Raw genomic sequence first — 16984 nt, 5'->3', positions numbered from 1 at the left:
TTATGGTGTCAAATGGATATTTTACATAGTTGGTTGCGTCCCAAGTACCAGAAAGTTCGTTGGTTCGTTCAGACGTGCATCCAAGTGCAAAAATTGCGATTATAAGGAAAAGTTGGTTCTTCATGGTATGAGCCCTAACGTAGTGATATAGTCACAAAGGTGACTATATATCCATTATGTCTCCCCTTGTCTGTCACAAATCTAATGGATTTTTGATGTTCATGAAATCCGAATTGGCTACATGCGTGTAGATCTCTGTAGTCTTAGTCGAATTGTGACCCAATAACATCTGTATGTACCTGATGTCAGTTCCACCTTCGAGCAGGTGAGTAGCAAAAGAATGCCGAAGCATGTGCGGAACTACTGTTTTTTGAACCCCTGCGTTTTTCGCTGCTTGTTTCAATATTTTCCCCAAACTAGTGGGAGAATACTTTTGACCTTTCATCTGACCTTCGAACAAATAAGCTTTAGGCCTATACGATTTGAAATATGTACGCAAATCCTCCAAGACCTGCTTACTTAGAATGGTGTACCTATCTTTTCCTCCTTTTGCATCTCGTACTTTGATCATCATCCTACCACTTTCGATATCTGCTGGTATTAAATTGAGCAATTCCCCACGTCGTAGCCCACTACTGTAGAGTAGACTCACCATGCAGCGATGTTTGATGTTGCCTATGGCATGAACGATGGCCAAAACTTCCCCTTTGCTCAATACCTTTGGTAAGGTTTGTTTTTTGATAGGACGCTCAATGTCGTAAAATCTGTTGGGCATTTCCTTTACTACCTCGTAGTAAAATTTAATGGCATTTATCGATTGGTTAATAAAAGAATCGGATCTGCCAACGACTACCAAATGGCTGATATAATCTCGGATATTATTCTCATCTAGATTTTCAAGATCTGTGACAGAAGCGAAATGGTTGATAAACTTTTCGAAGTGGGAAATATATACTCTGACTGTGTTCATCGAGTATTTTCTTATTTCGAGCTTCTGATAAAACTCCTCTGGGCAGACCCGCCGTCCCTTTTTTGGAGTTCTTTGTCTATAGGAGTTTACAGATATATCCTCATTACCGATTCTTACAGGCTTGTTTGGGAAAAAATGTGTGCAATTTATCCAAGAAACGCCTTTGAATTTTGAGAAAATGCAATTGAGGTTTGCAGAGCTGTTGGGAATTGCTGCCATGCCATATTTTTTACACCACTTCACTCCAGGCAACTCTTTGACCAGCGCTTGGATCACCTTGTCAGGGTAAAATTTAAGCCCAATCATCTTCTGATGGTCGATATAGAGGTGCTTTAAAGTGATTTGTCTTTGCTTGGCAAGAGAATTCATGGTGTAAACCACGATAAAAGCAAAACAATAGAGTTATTTTTAAACGTGTAGTTACGTTACTAAACGTATAATAACACGAATAATTCGTTTATTTGACCAATCTTGACCGTATGGATAATTTAAAGTGCCTTCATTGTAGTAGACCAATGACCGGACGCCTGGACAAAAAATTTTGTGATGCGCAATGTCGATCCAATTTTCACAATCTCCACAAAAGAAAACACGAACGAGTCATGGCCGCCGTCAATCGTCAGATTCGAAAAAACAGAACCATTCTTAAAAACTTATGCCCAGAAGGTAAATCTACCGTTAGGAAAGAAAGGTTATTAGACGCAGGCTATTCGTTTCAGTATTTTTCATCCATATATCAAACTTCAAGTCTTACCTATTACTTCTGCTATGAATATGGCTTTGCAGCTATTATGCAAGCATCAGGTAAGACGGGAGAACTGGTTCCCAAAGTTTTAATTATTCAATCCCAAGATCACATGAAGGGACAATTTGATCCATGGAAACAAACCAAGAACTGAGAAGTTACTCAAAAAAATGCCTCTACTATACCATCACAAACTCCGCCTTCTTCGCTTCACAAGTAGGACAAATGTAAGAGTCAGGTAAACTATCGAAAGACGTGCCCGGTGCGATATTGGCGGCTTCGTCGCCATACTGTGCATCGTAGATGGACAGGCAGTGCTTGCACTGATATCGCTCTGTGGTAGCTACTACTTGCTGTTCGGCTTTTTTCTTTGGAACTGTGGTGGGCTGATCGTCTATCTGATCAAAATACATGACACTGAGCTCCATCAGTAGTGCCGGCAACACATTTTTAGTTACGTTTTTGACGTAAGTCAAATACTCCGCCGAGTTAGGATTGAAATCCTTGGCATAAAGAATATTATAGGTGTTTCCACCGTCTCCCCCTTCTTTGTTGATTTCAATGACCACGGAAGTGAATAGATAAATATCGTCATTGGGCTTGATCGTAAACGTAAGGCCTGAGGTGCTGATATCTTGCTGATCTAAGATTCTAACCAAATAATTTTTAAGCATCAAAGCTTCTTCACTCAACACGGGCAAGTGCCAATTGAGCTCTAGCGACGAGTGGCGCAAATTGATCCCAAATCGACCCATCAGTTTTTCCCAACCTACATAATAGTTGGACTCAATGCCTTTGATAATCAATGATTTCCAAGGCGTTAAGCTGATTTTTCCGACATGAGTATCCATGCATCTCTTGCACAGTTCAATCAAAAAATTGATTGAAAATTTATTGTTTCGCCAATATAGCCCTAACCAATAATTACCTCCAGGTTCACGGTTCAGTCCTTCATAATAGGGAAACGACGCGTCAGGGTATTTGAGTTCTTCTTCTGGATTCAGCGTATTAATTTCCAATTCGTCGAGTTTAGAAAATATTTCTTCGACTGTCACAGTTTCCAATTCCAATTCATTGAGACAAAGTGCCGCTTTGGCTAAGTCATAACCATGAATAATTTTCGAATAGGCTACTGGCAAATTGTCAAACTGTTTCAACCTAAAATATAAGTACCAGTAGTTGTCGGTGGTTGAAGCGATGAAATTGATATTGCCCGTGAACAACGGCACCATGCTCTGCGACGGATCTACCAGATTGATTCGGTACTTCGCTCTGAAGTCAAAGCTGTCCAGTATGTAATGATAGACATGCGGCACCAACCATTTTTTGTTGGGCATGACATCGAGTGCCACATAAGAACTTACGATGTTTTGATGCGTAAATTCATTGATCTCATATTCTGTATTGATCGACTGAAAGATATTTTTCAAAAGCGTTTTGCTTCGGTCCTTGGCAGGAAAAAGAATATCTTGGCGAGAACCTAAATGGATAAATTCTGTGCCTAGCTCCTTGGCAGTTGTCAATATTCTCAGAAAATCTCCAGGAGAAAGTATTCCACCCTTCACAAAAACCCTGACCAAATTCTTTTTCTCCATTACTTAATCTTTGTATCAAATATAATTGAATCAGGAGATGAGGGCTACTTCTTTTTGCTCCAAATGTTTTTTGAGCATCTGCTGCACTTCTCCCTTGCAGCTTCCACAGCCCAATCCTGCTCCAGTTTTCTGACAGGCATCCGCCAATGTGTGACAACCATCTGTAAAGGCTTTTTCGAGATTGCCAGTACCCACATTGTTACACGAGCAAATCAGATTGCCTAGCATCGGATCGGCAGGTTCTCCAGATCGAAGTAAAGCTTTTCGTCGATCAGAAAGTTCAACCTCATTTTCAATCAATTCCTTGAATTCGGCAAACTCTGCCTTATCGCCCATCAGTACCGCGCCAATCAATCGATCCTGATGAATGATACATTTTTTGTAATACTTCATGGACTTGTCAATGAAAATAATTTCATCATAATCTTTCATATGAATCGGTGCATCCGGCTGACCAATCGAACAAAGGTCTAGCTCGGGAAACTTGAGAATGTTCATCGGAACGGTGCCTGCATACAAAGTACTCAGATCCCCAGCGATATGCCGTGCAGCTATATCGGCCTGATCTTCAGCTGCAGCCGTGGTGCCGTTAAGCTTTTGGTTGTGCTCAGCAATCTCACCAATCGCATAAATATCTTCCTGGCTGGTCTGCATGTAATCGTTGACAATGATGCCTCGACCACATTTCAAATTGGCGATTCGTGCCAATTGATCATTGGGTCTGGTTCCTATGGCAAAAACAGCTGCCTGACAATCGATTTTCTTTCCACTTTTCAGATCGATTTTGATATCCTTTTCTCCCCGAACTTTGATGTTGTGTACCTCATCATTGGTATATACATGCACACCCATCTCCTCGATCATCTGGCGCAACAAGATACTCGCCATGTTATCCAGTTGGCGCTCCATCAGGCGAGTGGACAACTGCACAATAGATACTTCCACATCTATCTCTCTCAGTGCAGAAGCCAGCTCCAGACCCAGCAGGCCACCCCCTACAATTAGCACGTGGCCTTTGTTGTCAATAAATTTTTTTAATCCGTCAGCACTATGTCTGTCTCTCATCGTAAACAACCCAGGCAAATCCATAGGAATATTATTCGGCACAAATGCTCTTGAGCCTGTGCCTAAAATCAGTTTATCATAGGCGTGAGTGACTCCCTTCGAATCTGTGACTGTTTTCTTGGACTTATCGATATCGTCGATACTTGTTGCATGGTGCAACACTACATTCAACTCTTCGAATTCACCATATTTAAACTTGAGCAAGTCGTCCCATTCTTTGTGCTCATTGACATATTCGGGTAATAATACTCGATTGTAAAACGGATGCTCCTCTTTCGAGAAAACATGAATTTCGTCCACATCATTGAGCATACGATACGAATTTATAAATCGATAAGCGGCTGCGCCAGCACCTACGATCACAATCTTTTCCTTAGGCTTTCTATATTTTTCTACACTTACTGCTGAGTATTTAAAACCTGGCTGTTTAGAAGTAGGATCAAATGTTTTGCTGGTCACGTTATTGGCTCTGCCGAAGCTATTTTGTAATATTTTGCCCCAGTGCATGGGAAGGAATACCACGCCCTTCTTGATTTTCTCAGTAATCTGAGCATTCACTCGTACTTCGCCGCGCTCATTTTTCACCAATACGGGCATTCCCTCCTGGATGCCTTTGGCCTTGGCGTCTTCCGGGTGAATCTCCAAAAATGGTTTTGGAATATGCTTGTTAAGCTTATTTACTTTACCCGTACGGGTCATCGTATGCCACTGATCACGGATACGCCCTGTCGTCAGGATCAATGGATATTCTTTGGTAAGCTGATCACCTTCATTTTTATTGCCTCCTGGCAAAATTTGGGCTTTGCCCGATGGGGTATAAAATTTCTTGTCTTCAAACAATCGAGGCGTACCAGGGTGGTCTGCAGAAGGCACAGGCCATTGCATAGTTCCTGCCACTTTTAGCTTTTCGTAAGTCAGACCTGAGATGTCAATATTCGTACCTTTTGTCAGTCGGCAATGCTCGGCATATATCTCTTCTATCGAATGAAAATCGAATCCTTCGTAACCCATGCGACGGGCAAATCGGATCAAAATTTCATTGTCTGGCAAGGCCTCGCCAGGTGCATCTACTACTTTGGGCAAATAACTGATTCGTCGTTCCGAATTGGTCATGGTGCCTTCCTTCTCCAACCAGCCTGCAGCAGGTAAAACGAGATCTGCATATTTCGCTGTGTCAGACTTGGATGAGATGTCTTGCACCACCACAAACTTGGCTTTCTTCAATGCTCGATCCACCAAATCCGCATTCGGCATACTCACCGAAGGATTAGTACAAATGATCCAAACCGCTTTCATTTCACCAGAGTCCAGTGCGTCAAACATCTGAGTGGCAGTCAGCCCTGGCTGATCTGGTAGAGTCTCTACACCCCAAAAATCCGCCACTTCTTTTCTGTGATTTGCATTGGCCTGCACACGGTGTGCAGCTAATAGCGAAGCCATGCCTCCCACTTCTCTGCCACCCATGGCATTGGGCTGGCCTGTCAAGGAGAAGGGCCCGGAACCCGGTTTTCCGATATGCCCCGTAATCAAATTCAGATTGATTAGAGCCAAATTGTTATTCACGCCTTGTGTACTTTGGTTCAATCCCATCGTCCATAGCGACAAGAAGCCTTTGGCATCGCCAATATACTGAGCAGCCAACTGGATTTGATCAACGGGCACATCACAAATTTCAGCTGCTTCCTCTATGGTGGTTTTTAATACTTTTTCTTTGTAATCTTCAAAACCATCGGTGTGATTCTGAATAAATTTCAAATCGAAATTGCCATTTTCTATCAATATTCGACCAATGGCATGCAGCAAGGTTTCATCGGTGCCAGGAGTCAGTTGCAAATGCAAATCTGCCAAGGCGCAGGAATCAGTCACTCGTGGATCGATCACTATGATCTTTGTATCTGGATTTTGCTCCTTGTGCTGCTCGATTCTTCTGAATAGAATCGGGTGACACCAAGCTGGATTCGCCCCGGCGATCAAAAAACAGTCGGCTAATTCAATGTCTTCGTAAGCAATCGGCACCGCATCTTCCCCCAGCGTCTTGGTGTAGCCCACTACCGCCGAACTCATGCAGAGTCTGGAATTAGTGTCGATGTTATTCGTGCCAATGTAGCCCTTGGTCAATTTATTGACCAAATAATACTCCTCGGTCAGACATTGACCCGAAATGTAGAAACCTACAGCATTGGGTCCATGTTTTTCTATAAAAGTTTTGAAAACGGCTGCTGCCCGATCGATGGCCGTATCCCAACTGACTCTTTGTAGCGGATGATGCTTTGAACCTCTCATTTGAGGATAGAGCAGCCGGTCACTCTGATCCTGAACTACGTAGTTCAAGCTACGTCCCTTAGAGCACAGCATACCTCGATTCACTGGATGATCAGGTGTGCCTTCTAGTTCGATGATTCCCTTTTTATTGATTTCAACATCAATACCGCAGCCTACACCACAATAGGAGCAGGTTGTTTTCGCTTTTACCGGAAGGTTCTTTTGTGACACACTCATAATCCCTTGATTTTGAACCAAGCCCTGAAAATGTTCAGAGTTATGACAAAAGTACGTATTTTTGAATGATTAATTACGTATTAATACGTAATTAATTTAAAGAAAGGAGGCCCAATAGCTCAGTTCTCTCGCGAGTAACTCTGAGCGAATACACTTCTTTTGTCATTTCGCAATAGAGCTGCAATGGAACGGAGAAAACTTCTTTTTTGAATGCAGTCTGCTTGAAGCTGATAAAATTCCTTCACTGCGTTACGGAATGACTGGTGAAATTGAAATGAATTAATCAAAAACTACGATAGGTCAATTTTCTCCACAGCGCCTCTAGTGGCCCCTGATCAAGCTTTTTGAGCCATAGCCAACTCGCCAATATTTGGAAGATCCAGATACCGAAAATAAAAACCAGCAGTTCAAATCTTGAATATTGACCATAAAGACCAAAACCATATCCATAAAATATGAATCCACAGATGATACTCTGCACGATGTAATTTGTTAGTGCCATGCGCCCCATGTTGGATATCAATTTGGACATTCTCCCACCAAGAAATTTCTGATAAATCCCATTGAGCAGAAGAATGTAGGACAAGCCGCCTAATTCTTTAGGAAAAGTGAATAACCAACCTTTCCAATAATCAATTACTGGATTGAAGTATGTATAAGTCCAATGATAGTACCGGAAATAATTGACCACCAGCGAAATCACTACTATCCCTCCAGTAATCCACCAGTAATAAGGAAGTGCATGATAGTCTTTGAAGATTCCCGTCTTGTACAAAAGAATTCCTAACAGCATCATTATCAACGTCCTGAATAGGATGCCATTGTACATCAAATATCCTTGATGAATTTTATGATTTTCAGCATTTGCGGCTATACTATCGAAGTAATGATTTCTGATGGGCTCTAAGCGCTCGTCAGACTTCTTTTTCTCTACGGTTTTCTTTAGCCAAGAATCTATTTTCTTCTGGTCATCTTCAGTTCGATCTACTTCTAATTTTGCCTCAGCCACTTGATACGCTTCGTATTGATTTTTAACTCTTTTCGTTCTTTCATAAGAATTGAAAAGCAAAACTGAAACTGGAATTACCAGCACCAACAACAATTGTTTGACACTAAAGGAACGAAATGGAAAAAGCAAAAAGCCACAAATAGCATAATGATACAACACATCTCCATCCCAAATCAAATAGGCATGGACGACCCCAATCACAAACAACCACAACAATCGTCTGGCATATATATCTAGCGCCTTGACACCGATATTCTTTTGTTCTAGTCGTTCCAAAAACATATAGAATCCCACACCAAACAATAGCGTGAACATTCCGAAAAATTTTCCTTGAGCAAGGAAGAATACCCAAAATCGGGTATGTGTATCTATTGAATTGAAAAATCCATTTTGATAAGGGCTCCATGGACTAGGATAGGAGAAGCTCTCGATATTTATCACCAGAATTCCGAGAACGGCGATTCCTCTTAAGAAATCTAGAACAGATAGACGTGTATTTGTCTGAGTTGGCTTTATGATTTCAGGCATTTGCCTAAAATAGTAAACTACCCAATAATATAAGGTTCGCTGTCGATTTTTCGGATGAGTTCTGTGATGTTGCCCACACCTAGTTTTTTCATGATATTGAAGCGATGGGTTTCTACGGTGCGGATACTCTTGCCTAGTTCGTCGGCGATTTCTTTGTTGCTGTGGCCTTCGTAGACCAGCTGTAGAATTTGCTTTTCCCTTTTGGTGATGTGATAATCTGTTTTTACTGTGGTCTTTGAGTCACCAGCGGCGGATGCACTTCCTGTATTTTTGTTCAAGTAGCCGTTGACCAATACATCAGAAATATCACCACTGAAATACTTGTGTCCATCCAAAATACTTCTGAGGGCTTTTACAAACTCTTCTTTAGTCGTGTCTTTCAATAAGTAGCCCGATGCACCACATTCTACACTTTTGATGATGTACTCTTCATCGTCGTGCATGGACAAAATCAAAGTCTTGGTATCAGGAGAAACCTTCTTGAGTTCTGCCGTGGCCTCCAATCCATTCATTACAGGCATTCGGATATCGGAAACTAAAATATCAGGTTTGAGCTCCTTTACTTTTTCAATCGCTTCTTGTCCGTTGGAAGCCTCTGCAATCACTTCAACTTCTCCTTCACTTTCCAGCAATATTTTGATTCCATTTCTGACAATGATGTGATCGTCTGCTAATATGACTTTAATCGTATCCATAAATTTAGCTTAAAGGTAGTTTCACAATAATTTTAGTTCCTACCTCGAGTTTTGTTTGAATGTCGAAGGTGCCATTGATAAAGGCTGCTCTTTCTTTCATATTAAAAATACCATGTCCGGAAGCACCAAAATGCCCGGTTTTCTCTAGTTTATCAAACTCAAAGCCTTTACCATTGTCCTCTACCATTACAATTAAGTGCGATGCGTTGTGTTCAAAACTAATTACAATTTTATCAGCTTGCGCATATTTAATCCCATTGTTTACCGCCTCCTGTACGATCCGATACAAATTGGTCTCCACATTTTTATCCAGTCGATTGATGAAGTTGGTTTTATTGTCGAACTCCACCACAGTTTTAGTTAATGCCGAAACCTCCTGACTGATTTTTTTCATTGCAGGAGTAATCCCAAAATCCACTAAACTACTTGGTGTCAAATTGAAAGATACTCTGCGAACTTCCTTTATCACGCTCTTCATCAGATCCTTCGTATCACTGATTCTTTTTTTCATATGTGGTGAATTAGAAGGAGCAATTCCTTCCAGGTTGAGTTTCAACCCAGTCAACATTTGACCTATGCCGTCATGTATTTCTTGTGAGATTCTCTTTCGCTCTTCCTCTTGCCCTTCCAGAATCAACACGGATCGGTATTGCTGCTCTTTCACTCTTTTCTCTATAGCCTCTCGGTTAATTTCCCTTGAGCGCTGTTTGGCCTCTTTGATTTCTGTAACATCTCTCCCTATTGCCAATATTTTTGTGTCACCTGATACACCAGTGCCTACCGGTTGCATCGAAATATCCAACCAAATAATGTCCCCATCCAAATCCGTGAGGTTCAGTTCTCCACTCCAGGCTTCTCCTCTCGAAAAGATATTTCTTAAACTTGTGATAAAGTCTTCATTTAAATTTTCTTCTTTGAACCAGTCAAAAAGGTTTTTCGAAAAACCTTCTCCATTGATAGACATGATCTGCTTGAAATGATCGGAAATAAAATCAATATCTCCATTTGCATCCAATTTCATCAATGTGAATGGTTCTTCCGGAATTAAATTGACTGCCTCCAAATCCTGATACGATTTACCTAATTCATTGTAGAGTTTGTTCAACTCCTGGGTCATTTGTTTGGCGGATTCTTCGGATTCTATAAGCGCAGCATATATAGATTTAAAATCTAAGTATGCTGGTCTCATAATGCTACCAAATGCTACTAATATCAGTATTACTACGGCTGCTATAAACAGCAATTGAGGCTGACTCACGTGCTGTACTTCCAAATATTCTAATAGAATAAACTGACCAATAACGGCTAAAAAGGCAACTCCGAAGGAAGCTGCCACAAAAATTCTAATCAGTTTACTAAGCGCCTGCGTCTTTTTCAAGAGTTTTTACTTTGATGCAATAATCGTAATTTCTACTGAATTAGTTCTTAAATCCTACGTAAACATACCCATTTTCTACTTTAACTGGATACGTAGCCAACGCACAATGATCTCCATTCAAATTCTCGCCGTTCTTCAACGAAAAAGTTTGCTTGTGAAATGGGCAAGCTACTTTAGGCTCTTCACCTTCAGAACCTAGCATTCCTCTACTTAAAATCATCTGCTGCTTATGTGGACAAAGGTTTTGTGTGGCATACCATTCGTTTCTTCTGGTGAAATTGAATACAGCCACTTGTAACCCTTTGTATTCTGCACAAACTCCTCCGTTCGAAGGAAAATCTTTTTCTACGGCCACCTCTAACCAAGTGCTTACTTCCTCGGTAGTTACCGTTTTATATGCTAATGTCTCCGTCATTATTTAATTATTTGCTTTCTACCAATGCTACGTCCCAATCCACTGGTTTTTTCTGCCCTCTGAATGCTTCGAATTGCATGGTAGGATCGGGAATCTCAGCATTCACGAAGTGGGTAAATTTCTTTCTCAACTCTGGATTGTTGACGACCTCTTTCCACTCACACTTGTAGGTGTCCACCATAAAGTCCATTTCTCTTTCAAGCTCAGTACCAATGCCTAATGAATCTTCGACGACTACTTGCTTGAGATACGCTATGCCTCCTTCCATTTTATTCAACCAGGTCGCCGTTCTGTTCAAAGGCTCAGCAGTTTTGATGTAGAACATCAAAAATCTGTCAATGTATTTCAAACAAGTTTCGGAGTCGACATCACCAGCGAGCAGAAGTGCATGCTGTGGATTGGCTCCGCCGTTTCCGCATACGTAGAGGTTCCAGCCCAAATCCGTGGCAATGATGCCAAAATCCTTGCTCAGTGCTTCAGCACATTCCCTTCTACAACCTGACACCGCACTTTTTAATTTGTGTGGAGATCTCAAACCTCTATATCTTTCCTCCACTTCGATTGCAAATGATACGGAATCATGTAAACCGTATCTACACCAAGAGGAACCCACACAGCTCTTCACCGTTCTCAAAGACTTGCCATACGCATGTCCACTTTCGAATCCAGCATCTATCAATTCTTCCCAGATATCTGGCAACTGATTAACAGATGCGCCAAACAAATCGATTCGCTGACCGCCTGTGATTTTAGTATATAGATCGTACTTTTTAGCTACTTGACCTATCACAATCAACTTATCGGGAGTTATTTCCCCTCCAGGGATTCTTGGTACCACAGAGTACGATCCTCCTTTTTGTATATTGGCTAAGAATCTGTCATTGGTGTCTTGAATTGTGTCTTGATTCAAAATCAATTCATTCCAAATACTCGCCATCAATGAAGCCACTGCTGGCTTACAAACTTCACAACCATCGCCCGATCCATGTGCATCCAAGAGGTCATCGTAACTCTTGATTCCTTTGATTTTTATTAAATCGAACAACTCTTGTCTGGAGTATTCGAAGTGTTCACACAATACTTTTTTGACTGATTTACCCATGGATTTCAACTGATCGTTGAATATATCTGTCACCATAGGTGTACAAGCCCCACAACCTGTTCCCGCTTTAGTACATGACTTTACATCTGCAATATTTTCCAGGTTTTGATCCACTACTGCCTTACAGATATCACCTTTGGTCACGTTTTCACAAGAACAAATCTGAGCGGTATCCGGCAACTCCATCTCAGCAGCTTCACCCCCTCGGCTTCCCAAAATCAAATCTTCTGGATTAGGTGGTAAAGCCATTCCATTGAGGGTCACTTGCAGCAACATGCCATAAGCTTCCGCATCTCCTACCAAAATACCTCCCAACAAAGATTTTCCATCTTCTGAAATATTGATTCTCTTATATACTCCTTCTACATTGTCTTCGAATACAATGGGTTTGTGTGGCGTTCCTTCACACAATGCATCTCCAAAACTGGCTACATCTACCCCAATCAACTTCAATTTGGTAGACATATCGTAGCTTTCGAAGACCTTCTCCTTTCCATCAAGCAATTGATCTACGACCACATCGGCCATTTCATAGCCTGGTGCCACCAACCCATAAATGAAGTTTTTGTGTAAAGCACATTCACCTATGGCGTAAATATCTTTGTCGGTGGTTTCGAGTAAATCATTGACCACGATTCCACCTCTAGTACCCACCTCCAGACCGCACTGCGTTGCCAACTCATCTCTTGGTTTGATACCACACGAAATCACTAGCATATCAGCAGCCAATAACTGGCCATCTGTAAACTCCAAACCAGTCATTTTATCTTCACCTAAGATGCTCGCTGTGTTTCTATTCATGTGAATATTCACACCCAGTTCTTCCATCTTAGATTTGAGCGAATCCGACCCTCCTTGATCTAGCTGCCTCGGCATCAGCCTGGAAGCAAACTCGATCACATGTGTTTCTTGATTCAGATCCAGCATGGCTTTGGCTGCTTCAAGCCCCAATAAGCCACCTCCTAAGACAGCTGCCTTTTTTGATGTCTTTCCATACTCTATAATGGCTTCTAAATCTTCGATCGTTCGATATACAAATACTCCTTGCATTTCTGATCCTTTGATGGGAGGGACAAATGCACTTGATCCTGTGGCTAAAATCAACTTATCATAGGATGCTTCAAGCCCAGTGTGACTGGTTATCTTTTTATTCTCACGGTCAATATTGATAATCAGCTCTCCCGTTATCAATTCGATATCATTTTCTACGTACCAACTACGAGGTGCCATCTCCAAATCAGAGACAGATTGGTTAGAAAAATACTCGCTAAGATGTACTCTGTCATAGGCCACATTGGGCTCTTCACCGAATACTTGAATTGAAAATTGTTCCTTGGTGGCTTTTGCACGCAGTTTTTCGCAAAACTTGTACCCTACCATTCCATTGCCAATAACTATGATCTTTTCCATATCTTAGATTTATTACGTAAAATTACGTAGTTTTTTCTAAGTAATGAAAATTTATACGTAGTTAATTTTAATATGACTGCATTTTCTACGTAATAACAATGTGGCATTCATCTGCTTAACGAACTTACGCCGTGTTAATCTTTTAATAATTTGATAAATTAGCACATGCCACTATTCAAAAAACAACTTGCCCGTCCTAAATGGATCAAGGATAAAGAAAAGAAGAAATGGTGGGAAATGAAGTATCCCGAAAAAGGCATATCCCGTACGAATCAACTTGAATCCACATTTGAAAGTGACAACTCCGGTGTAGGTGCTATTGTTTCGATTTTATTCAGCGCACTAGTTTTTGGTCTAATGCTAGGTCTGGTATTCCTTTTTAATTGGATTGGAGAAAATTTCCTCTAAACCAACAGTTTCTTTAAAATAGCTACAAACCTCCAAACATCCTCAAAAGAGTTGTACATGGGAACTGCTGCCACTCGGATCACATTGGGTTCACGCCAATCTGCAAGAACACCATGCTCTCCTAGTTTGTCAAACAAGTCCTTTCCTCCATGCGACAAGCAAAGTGACAGCTGTGCCCCACGCTGATCAGGATCGCTTGGGGTGATGATTTGAATTTTCTCACCGTCTTCATTCATCTCATTGAGCAAAAGCTCCATATATCCAGTAAGAAGGATGCTTTTCTGTCTTAAGTTATCAATTCCAGCCTTAGAGAAAATTTCTAACGAAGCCAAATGAGCTGCACTTGGCAGCACGTTTACATTACTCAGTTGCCAGGCATCCGCTCCTTCCATTGGCATGAATCCTTTCTTCATTTGAAATCGCTGAGATTCGTCATGACCCCACCAGCCTGCAAAACGGGGTAGGTTTGGGTTGCTGCTATGACGCTCGTGTACAAAGACACCAGAAACTCCGCCTGGGCCGGAATTTAGATACTTATAAGAGCACCAAACGGCAAAATCTACTCCATCGTCATGTAAGTTCAGTGGCACGTTGCCAAAAGCATGCGCTAAATCAAATCCCACCAATGCTCCGCATTCGTGTCCTTTTTTGGTAATAGCTGCTATATCGAACAACTGCCCAGTGTAATATTGGACGCCTGCCATCATGATCAGGGCCAGTTGATCTTTGTGCTCATCAATAGCAGCAAGAATGTCGTCTGTTCTTAAGGTTTCTTCTCCTTCCCTTGGCTTCAATTCTACCAATGCCTCTTTAGGATCAAACAATGTTTCTCCTCCTTTATTGGCATGGAAATGCAATTGGGTTTCTAAAGCGTACTGATCAGAAGGGAATGCACCAGCTTCGGTAATTATTTTGAACCGCTTAGCAGTTGGGCGGTAAAATGAAACCATCATCAAATGCAAGTTGGTGGTCAGGCTATTCATAGACACTACTTCGTGCTCATTGGCTCCAGCCAATTTCGCCAAATGCTTTTTCAAGAACTTATGATAGTGAAACCAGGGACGAGTAGCTCGCTCGTCGAAATGCCCTTCTACACCTAAGTCTTGCCAGTCCTGAAGTTCTTGCTCTATATAGCTTCGAGTAGATTTTGATTGCAAACCCAAGGAATTACCTACCAGATAAATACAATCTTCACCATTATGTTGTGGAATGAAAAATTGATCTCTAAATGAGCCTAGCGGATCGTTTTGATCGCAGGATTGGGCGAAGGATAATGTGTTTTGGTAATTCATATATGATATTTTGCATGCCTTTCAGGATGCTCTACAGACTATTTGACATTTGCTATACCTGAATCATTGTCCTCAAGCCGGACCAGCTCTTACTTTTTTCATTGCCAAAAAAAGTAAGCAAAAACGCTAGAAAATTTCTAAACTCCCCCGATTACCATCGAGGTCAAACACAGAAATTTTCAGTTTTATACAAAACGAGGATCAGTTTCCATAACGTGACCGCAATTTTTACAGGTTCTCAACTCTTCAGAGGCATAAAACTCTTTAAACCGAGGTTGAAAGTCCTTCTCCACATTAGTCAGGTAAAAATATGTGTCGTGCAATTTGGTGTTACACTTATCACAAAACCACATGAGTCCATCGTCCATATCTCTTTTTCGCTTACGCTCGATCACAAGCCCGACTGTGTTTTCTCCTCGAATTGGAGAATGCGGGACTTTGGCAGGATGCAAATACATCTCTCCTTCTTTTATATTAATATCAACTGCTTGGCCATCTTCTTGGATACGAACGGTGATTTCACCTTGCAATTGATAAAACAACTCTTCAGTTTCATTGTAATGATAATCTTTGCGAGCGTTAGGTCCACCCACAATCATCACGATATAGTCTTCAGATTCTACATAAAGATTTTTATTACTTACAGGAGGCTTGAGCAGATCTCGATTGTCATCGATCCACTTTTGCAAATTGAAAGGTCTGCGTATGGGCATAGTGTTGTTGTTTAATGAGAAATTTGCTGACCTCATGGTTTAGCTACGGCGGGTTAGACCGAAATCAACCAAAAACCAATAGATTGCCAGACCATCAAAACTAATAAAAATTGCGCATAGGATTGATCTCTGATACCCATGGTTTTTTAGACCCAAAAGTTTTTGACTACTTCGAGGAAGTAGATCAAATCTGGCATGCTGGAGATGTGGGGACCGTCTCAATCATAGAAGAATTGGGTGCATTCAAGCCCACATTAGGTGTATATGGCAATATAGATGGGCAAGATGTCCGTCAGCTGTTTCCTGAAGACCAAAAGTTTGAATGTGAAGGAGTAAGGGTATGGATGACTCACATTGGAGGAAAACCTCCGCGATACAACCCACGTGTGCGGCCTTTGATCAACAAATGGATGCCACAACTTTTTATCTGTGGACATTCACATATCCTTACCGTAATGAATGATCCCAAAAGACCTGGGGTTCTTTTTATGAATCCCGGTGCCGCTGGTCGACATGGCTTTCATAAAGAACGCACTTTACTCAGATTCACATTGGAAGCCGGAAAACCCAAGGATTTGGAGGTGATAAAATTAGGAAGCAGGGCAAAGTTGCTTTAGCAACTAATTACACACTTCGAGCGCTCGTTGAAGAGCAATGATTTTGAGTTCTGCAGCTCTTGCCTTAGCAGCCGCCTCTGTCGCTTTTATCACTTGTTGCTTAGCTTTCTCACTGTTTTCGAGTGCAAGAATTTGGTTTTCCAAAGCAACTATTGTTTGATTGTTTGCTTCGTTAGACTTGATGTCAACAAAAATGCCTAGAAAAATAGTTGCCAAAACCAGTAATCCAATTAGTAGGTTCTTTTTCATAGGCTGGACTTTAATTATTGCATTTATCGAGCTCTAGTTGAAGCTCTTCTGCTTTTCGTAGATGAATCATTGATAACGCCACTGCTTCAACAGCTTTTTGCTCCTGCTCTTTTGCTTTAGCTTCATTTTTCTCAGCTAACTCTAAATTGAGTTGAGCCATTATTGCTTGCTTTTCAGCTTCATTGGCCTTGATATTGGCAAAGAGTATAAAAAATACAATGAGAATGGATAGAATCCCGATGATGATATTCTTAGTCATAACGATTGGTTATTTGAGTTATGAATGTATGATAT

15 protein-coding genes are annotated in these 16984 nt (G+C 41.2%); 3 read left to right on the top strand and 12 right to left on the bottom strand.

Annotation, left to right across the window (positions count from 1 at the left end; all coding sequences use genetic code 11):
- Positions 1-193 precede the first annotated feature (193 nt).
- Positions 194-1339: a site-specific tyrosine recombinase/integron integrase gene (xerA, locus tag ABJH98_RS01170; RefSeq protein WP_348305791.1), complete on the bottom strand. Its 1146-nt coding sequence runs from the start codon at positions 1337-1339 to the stop codon at positions 194-196.
- Between the two features lie 146 nt (positions 1340-1485).
- Between xerA and ABJH98_RS01165 the strand changes: the two genes are divergently transcribed.
- Entirely contained in the window at positions 1486-1869 is a 384-nt protein-coding gene (locus tag ABJH98_RS01165) for a hypothetical protein (protein WP_348305790.1), read from the top strand.
- A gap of 25 nt (positions 1870-1894) precedes the next feature.
- On the opposite strand, the gene ABJH98_RS01160 is transcribed toward ABJH98_RS01165, so the two are convergent.
- The 7 genes from ABJH98_RS01160 to nirB all read right to left on the bottom strand — a co-directional run bounded on the left by ABJH98_RS01160 (position 1895) and on the right by nirB (position 13411).
- Entirely contained in the window at positions 1895-3310 is a 1416-nt protein-coding gene (locus ABJH98_RS01160) for a rubredoxin domain-containing protein (RefSeq protein ID WP_348305789.1), read from the bottom strand.
- A 30-nt stretch (positions 3311-3340) separates the two neighbouring features.
- The gene (locus ABJH98_RS01155; RefSeq protein WP_348305788.1) at positions 3341-6874 is read right to left on the bottom strand and encodes a molybdopterin-dependent oxidoreductase; all 3534 of its coding nucleotides are present in this window, start codon (positions 6872-6874) and stop codon (positions 3341-3343) included.
- 283 nt (positions 6875-7157) lie between these two features.
- Positions 7158-8411 (bottom strand): DUF418 domain-containing protein, encoded by a 1254-nt coding sequence (locus ABJH98_RS01150; RefSeq protein WP_348305787.1) that lies wholly within the window; start codon positions 8409-8411, stop codon positions 7158-7160.
- A 17-nt stretch (positions 8412-8428) separates the two neighbouring features.
- Complete coding sequence (locus tag ABJH98_RS01145) at positions 8429-9106, bottom strand: response regulator transcription factor (protein ID WP_348305786.1); 678 nt, start codon at positions 9104-9106, stop codon at positions 8429-8431.
- Positions 9107-9110: 4 nt separating this feature from the next.
- Complete coding sequence (locus ABJH98_RS01140; protein ID WP_348305785.1) at positions 9111-10484, bottom strand: histidine kinase; 1374 nt, start codon at positions 10482-10484, stop codon at positions 9111-9113.
- A gap of 40 nt (positions 10485-10524) precedes the next feature.
- A complete protein-coding gene (gene nirD, locus ABJH98_RS01135; protein ID WP_348305784.1) occupies positions 10525-10899 on the bottom strand; it encodes a nitrite reductase small subunit NirD in 375 nt (124 codons plus the stop codon).
- 7 nt (positions 10900-10906) lie between these two features.
- On the bottom strand, positions 10907-13411 hold the full coding sequence (gene nirB, locus ABJH98_RS01130; protein WP_348305783.1) for a nitrite reductase large subunit NirB: 2505 nt from the start codon (positions 13409-13411) through the stop codon (positions 10907-10909).
- Between the two features lie 165 nt (positions 13412-13576).
- Between nirB and ABJH98_RS01125 the strand changes: the two genes are divergently transcribed.
- Positions 13577-13819 carry a hypothetical protein gene (locus ABJH98_RS01125; protein ID WP_348305782.1) on the top strand — a complete coding sequence of 81 codons (243 nt, stop codon included), beginning with the start codon at positions 13577-13579 and terminating at the stop codon, positions 13817-13819.
- On the opposite strand, the gene kynU is transcribed toward ABJH98_RS01125, so the two are convergent.
- Together kynU and ABJH98_RS01115 are read right to left on the bottom strand one after the other, a co-directional pair.
- Positions 13816-15111, bottom strand: a complete 1296-nt coding sequence (gene kynU, locus ABJH98_RS01120; protein WP_348305781.1) for a kynureninase — start codon at positions 15109-15111, stop codon at positions 13816-13818. The two genes, ABJH98_RS01125 and kynU, sit on opposite strands and share 4 nt — an antisense overlap.
- Positions 15112-15296: 185 nt before the next feature.
- On the bottom strand, positions 15297-15824 hold the full coding sequence (locus ABJH98_RS01115) for a 3-hydroxyanthranilate 3,4-dioxygenase (RefSeq protein ID WP_348305780.1): 528 nt from the start codon (positions 15822-15824) through the stop codon (positions 15297-15299).
- 110 nt (positions 15825-15934) lie between these two features.
- Between ABJH98_RS01115 and ABJH98_RS01110 the strand changes: the two genes are divergently transcribed.
- The gene (locus ABJH98_RS01110) at positions 15935-16441 is read left to right on the top strand and encodes a metallophosphoesterase family protein (RefSeq protein WP_348305779.1); all 507 of its coding nucleotides are present in this window, start codon (positions 15935-15937) and stop codon (positions 16439-16441) included.
- Positions 16442-16444: 3 nt separating this feature from the next.
- On the opposite strand, the gene ABJH98_RS01105 is transcribed toward ABJH98_RS01110, so the two are convergent.
- Together ABJH98_RS01105 and ABJH98_RS01100 are read right to left on the bottom strand one after the other, a co-directional pair.
- Complete coding sequence (locus tag ABJH98_RS01105) at positions 16445-16690, bottom strand: hypothetical protein (protein ID WP_348305778.1); 246 nt, start codon at positions 16688-16690, stop codon at positions 16445-16447.
- Positions 16691-16700: 10 nt separating this feature from the next.
- Positions 16701-16949, bottom strand: a complete 249-nt coding sequence (locus tag ABJH98_RS01100; RefSeq protein ID WP_348305777.1) for a hypothetical protein — start codon at positions 16947-16949, stop codon at positions 16701-16703.
- Positions 16950-16984 lie beyond the last annotated feature (35 nt).

The organism is Reichenbachiella sp. (genome assembly GCF_039969095.1).
In the GTDB taxonomy this organism is placed as follows: domain Bacteria; phylum Bacteroidota; class Bacteroidia; order Cytophagales; family Cyclobacteriaceae; genus Reichenbachiella.
The sequence above is the reverse complement of the archived record's forward strand: the minus strand, read 5'-3'. Positions and strand labels throughout refer to the sequence as shown.

Excerpts from the sequence above, each read along its gene's own strand:
- xerA (WP_348305791.1), bottom strand. The coding sequence starts at position 1,339 with ATGAATTCTCTTGCCAAGCAAAGACAAATCACTTTAAAGCACCTCTAT.
- ABJH98_RS01165 (WP_348305790.1), top strand. The coding sequence starts at position 1,486 with ATGACCGGACGCCTGGACAAAAAATTTTGTGATGCGCAATGTCGATCC.
- ABJH98_RS01160 (WP_348305789.1), bottom strand. The coding sequence starts at position 3,310 with ATGGAGAAAAAGAATTTGGTCAGGGTTTTTGTGAAGGGTGGAATACTT.
- ABJH98_RS01155 (WP_348305788.1), bottom strand. The coding sequence starts at position 6,874 with ATGAGTGTGTCACAAAAGAACCTTCCGGTAAAAGCGAAAACAACCTGC.
- ABJH98_RS01150 (WP_348305787.1), bottom strand. The coding sequence starts at position 8,411 with ATGCCTGAAATCATAAAGCCAACTCAGACAAATACACGTCTATCTGTT.
- ABJH98_RS01145 (WP_348305786.1), bottom strand. The coding sequence starts at position 9,106 with ATGGATACGATTAAAGTCATATTAGCAGACGATCACATCATTGTCAGA.
- nirD (WP_348305784.1), bottom strand. The coding sequence starts at position 10,899 with ATGACGGAGACATTAGCATATAAAACGGTAACTACCGAGGAAGTAAGC.
- nirB (WP_348305783.1), bottom strand. The coding sequence starts at position 13,411 with ATGGAAAAGATCATAGTTATTGGCAATGGAATGGTAGGGTACAAGTTT.
- ABJH98_RS01125 (WP_348305782.1), top strand. The coding sequence starts at position 13,577 with ATGCCACTATTCAAAAAACAACTTGCCCGTCCTAAATGGATCAAGGAT.
- kynU (WP_348305781.1), bottom strand. The coding sequence starts at position 15,111 with ATGAATTACCAAAACACATTATCCTTCGCCCAATCCTGCGATCAAAAC.
- ABJH98_RS01115 (WP_348305780.1), bottom strand. The coding sequence starts at position 15,824 with ATGCCCATACGCAGACCTTTCAATTTGCAAAAGTGGATCGATGACAAT.
- ABJH98_RS01105 (WP_348305778.1), bottom strand. The coding sequence starts at position 16,690 with ATGAAAAAGAACCTACTAATTGGATTACTGGTTTTGGCAACTATTTTT.
- ABJH98_RS01100 (WP_348305777.1), bottom strand. The coding sequence starts at position 16,949 with ATGACTAAGAATATCATCATCGGGATTCTATCCATTCTCATTGTATTT.